Genomic DNA, 4184 nt, shown 5'->3' with positions numbered 1-4184 from the left:
CTATAGAATTGATGGTGATCAAATCCTTTTTCTTGTTTAAAACGTATATCTCTCTCAATTGATACAGGACCAATCACATCAAAATCAATCTCCCATATTTTCAGCTCCAAAATACTTCCCCCTTAACCCTGTTCCCCAACTTCTCTGTTATTCGTAGTCATTACGCGGGCACCCTTTACTTATTTTCACTTTGCTTAAATTTCGACAAATCTTTGTTATTCTTATATATTACTACATTTAACTCATTTTCCAACTATTGCCCAATAAATAATCACCCATCTATTAGAAAACGCTGGTGATTTTAATGTTTACAGCGTTTTCTTGTTTATGCCAAAACTTATTGTAAATGTAGCCTTAAAAATATTTCCTTAACCAAAGCAGTTATTTCCCATTATAAAAGGCTGTCCTGATTGGACAGCCAGATACTAAAATACCTTGAAATAATATCTTCAAAAAGATTGTTTTGGTATGTGAAATACCCACATGAYGACACACTCAAAAATAAGGCAGCCGAACATGCAATTTCGGCTGCTAATAACTTATGGACATTTCCCTCATCATTCGGCCTATTTCAAAAATCGCTGCAAATTCAGCATTTATAACTTTAGAAATGATGGACCCATCTTCGATTCGATAATAGTGGAAGCCATCACAATACACATAATCATACACATCACTAATGTCATAAACATACCTAGGAATTATTTCTCCTTTGCCTTGTATGATACCAGCTGATATTGAATGATTTCCTCCATAAACAAATGCTACCCCCATTGGTAACCACAAATCCACATAATGATTATTGTGATCTTGACGCCACTGCCCCATTCTTCTTCCTTCCCCAATCAGAGCAATACAAGTGACCAACCTAGATTTTTTCCAAGACCATGGTAGTACTAAATCCCGATCTAAAGAAATGACCCTATCCGTTTTTAGTTCTCTCATTACATCTGTAAACGTTGTACCATCCAAAGAAATCCTGGTTATTGGATCAAATAGCACTTCTTTTGGATATAAACTCGGTAAATCGGATTCATCTATTACATATAAAAGATTCGATAAATAGATAGATTGCAGTTGCTTTCCAATTAATCTAATAACATCGATCAATGGATGATTATACTCTTCATGTATTCCATTATTAAAATCCTTTACCTCTTTCAAAACTGATTGAGTAAATTCCATAATCATATCAAAGTTGTTTTTAATCTCTAAATTAATTGATGATGTATGGAATTCATCATTGTGATGCATGAAGCCTTTAGAATGCCTATTTCTATATTCGAACATTTTAAAGCCTCCTTCATATGTAAATTAAACATATGAAGATTGCTGGCTATAAATTCTTAGTCTTTTCTGTACATCCTTTAGCCAATTAGCATTACATGGAATTTTACTGTTTGGAAATATTCCCTCTCTAGAATTCCCTCTATTATCTAACAGTCGAATTTTTCTGTAAATCAATGTTTATGTTTAAGTTTAATTGGTTAGGGGATACTTAATATGGACATTTAGTATCCTTAAATAATCATAGGGTCTATAAAAAAACTAGAAATAAAATGCGTAATTATTTGGAGGGTGAGGTTTCTGTGAAACTGTATCAGGTTAGAAAAGGGCAAATTGTATATTTTCAAAATGAATTGCACAAGGTTTATTCGGTAAAACCTATGTATAGAAAATCTGTCCATCTTATGAAATTGAGGGATTTATCACAGCATTTAAGCAGTGCGGCGGAAATCGATAAGTACCAGCCAAAGGAGCTGGATAGCTTTATTTTCAATAAAAACATCTATACCCTCAGCAAGGATCGAAAAGCTGAAGAAGGAGATTACATCTTAATTACACACCCCAACCCTGATTACTTGGATCATTATTCTTTAAATGAAATTGAGGTAGTGGCATCCGCTGAATCTAAAGGGGTTGTTACAAGCAAGTCTAACGGGGTTAAGCATAATGAGTATCTTTTGATGGTTCCGGGCCGCCATGAACACAGCAACCCGATTGAATACCGAGACCTTCAAAATATTGATGATAGTAACTTGAATGACCTGTCAAACTTTAATGCTGATATGCTACCTTCTATAGGCGATGTGTATAGAAGCAATGATAAAGATGAATCAATCGAAGCAATGGTTATTGCCATCCAAGGCAATTCTGTATTTCTCGGTGGCAATTTAGAGTTGGCACTTGAAGAGTTGATGAACACTGAAAAATGGGAATTTCTATATAACCTTCTTGATCAATGATTTCTATATTTCATCTTCACAATCGGACTTATCTGCCTTTTTAATTTCACATTTTATTTCTGTTGGAGGTTTCCATGAACGTTAACAAGCTAAAAGAAAACAGTGTATTTATCATCTCACTGTTACTGACCTTAATCTTTATTGCATGGGGGATCTTTTTCACAGATCTTCTTACGAAAGTGACCGATACCATTTATAATGCATCGATTGATTATCTTGGATGGGTTTATATCGGCGCTACCCTTTTCTTTGTGATTTTTTCCATCTATTTGTTGTTTTCTAAATATGGCCATATTCGGTTAGGGAAAACGACAGACCGGCCTGATTTCAATACCGCCTCCTGGCTAGCTATGTTGTTTGGAGCTGGGATGGGAATAGGGATTGTTTACTGGAGTGTCGCCGAGCCTGTCACCCATTATACGACCCCTCCATACGGAGAAGGCTATACTATTGATGCAGCCAATACTGCCATGAAATATACCTTTTTCCATTGGGGTCTGCATCCATGGGCGATTTACACGGTTATTGGACTGGCTCTTGCTCTTTGCCAATACAACAAAAAACTGCCTGCAGCCATTAGTTCTGTTTTCTATCCGATTCTGAAAGATAAAATCTATGGACCCATTGGGAAAACAATTGATATTCTTTCGGTATTTGCAACTGTCTTTGGCATTGCAACATCTCTTGGCCTTGGAGCCTTGCAAGTTACTGCAGGGATGCATTCCATATTCGGTGCTCCGAATACGTTACCTGTTCAGCTGATTGTCATTGTCGTGGCTACAGTTATTTTCCTCATTTCAATCAACACTGGCTTGGAGAAGGGCATTCAATACTTATCCAATGCGGCAATGATTATATCGTTTGCCATTTTATTATTAATTCTTATTGTCGGTCCAACCCTGACCATCATTAAAGTATTCTTCAATACTACTGGGCTCTATATCAATGATTTTGTCCAAATGAGTTTAAGGATGAGACCATTTGGTGAAGGCGAATGGATTGCATCCTGGACATTATTTTATTGGGCTTGGTGGATTGCATGGGCACCATTTGTCGGGATGTTCATCGCTAGAATATCGAGGGGGAGAACGGTAAAAGAGTTTGTCATAGGCGTGTTAATCGTTCCGACCCTTGGTACATGTATTTGGATGTCTATCTTTGGCGGTTCCGCTCTTGATATGGTAGTCGACTCAGGAAACCATGAACTGGCCACTTATATAAAGGACAATGTGTCTCTGGCAATTTTCACATTCTTTGATCATCTTCCGTTAAGTTCCGTATTAAGCATCATGGGATTTGCTCTAGTTGCCATTTATTACGTAACCGTTGCAGATACATCTACATTTGTATTAGGTATGCTGAGTGAAGGTGGAACATTAAATCCTTCCAATAAAATCAAAATGACATGGGGCATCATTCAATCCGCAGTGGCAGCTGTCCTGCTAATATCGGGTGGATTAGAAGTATTGCAAACTGCATCTATTGCAGCGGCATTTCCATTTGCGATCATTATGATCTTCATGTGCTACTCCTTGCTGAAAGGACTGCAAAGTGAATTGGACATACAACCAAGAAGTAAAAGTCATAGAACAGTGGTAAGGAAAACGACGCCATCTTCCTTTAAAAATATTTGAATCGATAAAACTGGAGCCTTTTGGGGGCTCCAGTTTTTTGTGTTCATATTACTATTTTGCTCAACGTTCAAGTCTGCGAATGTTCCGTGTAAACTAGATAGTCAGAAATTTGTAAAGCCGAATTCCATTAGCTTTTGCTTACCGGTCCTTCTTTTGTTGCGATCTAAAGTGGCTAAGTCCACCCTTTCCATAAACAGGAATATTTATCAGAATACTGAAACTTTTTAGTTGCTGATTCGTATACCAAGGAAAGGTGTATTAAATGAAGGAGGAATGGGATATTGCATAAGCTAAGGTGCATAAG

At 37.0% G+C, this 4184-nt stretch carries 3 protein-coding genes; 2 read left to right on the top strand and 1 reads right to left on the bottom strand.

Annotated features, from left to right (window positions below; translation table 11 throughout):
* Positions 1–531 precede the first annotated feature (531 nt).
* Positions 532–1290, bottom strand: a complete 759-nt coding sequence (locus AC1DSB_RS15315) for a DUF6710 family protein (RefSeq protein ID WP_477531564.1) — start codon at positions 1288–1290, stop codon at positions 532–534.
* A 299-nt stretch (positions 1291–1589) separates the two neighbouring features.
* Here AC1DSB_RS15315 and AC1DSB_RS15310 point away from each other — a divergent pair, with 299 nt between their 5' ends.
* Complete coding sequence (locus AC1DSB_RS15310; RefSeq protein ID WP_477531563.1) at positions 1590–2246, top strand: hypothetical protein; 657 nt, start codon at positions 1590–1592, stop codon at positions 2244–2246.
* 74 nt (positions 2247–2320) lie between these two features.
* Positions 2321–3880: a glycine betaine uptake BCCT transporter gene (locus AC1DSB_RS15305; RefSeq protein ID WP_477531562.1), complete on the top strand. Its 1560-nt coding sequence runs from the start codon at positions 2321–2323 to the stop codon at positions 3878–3880.
* The last annotated feature ends 304 nt before the right edge of the window (positions 3881–4184 follow it).

Source organism: Paenisporosarcina sp. P4_E4_2 (genome assembly GCF_056401595.1).
This window is presented reverse-complemented; position numbering and strand designations above follow the sequence as displayed.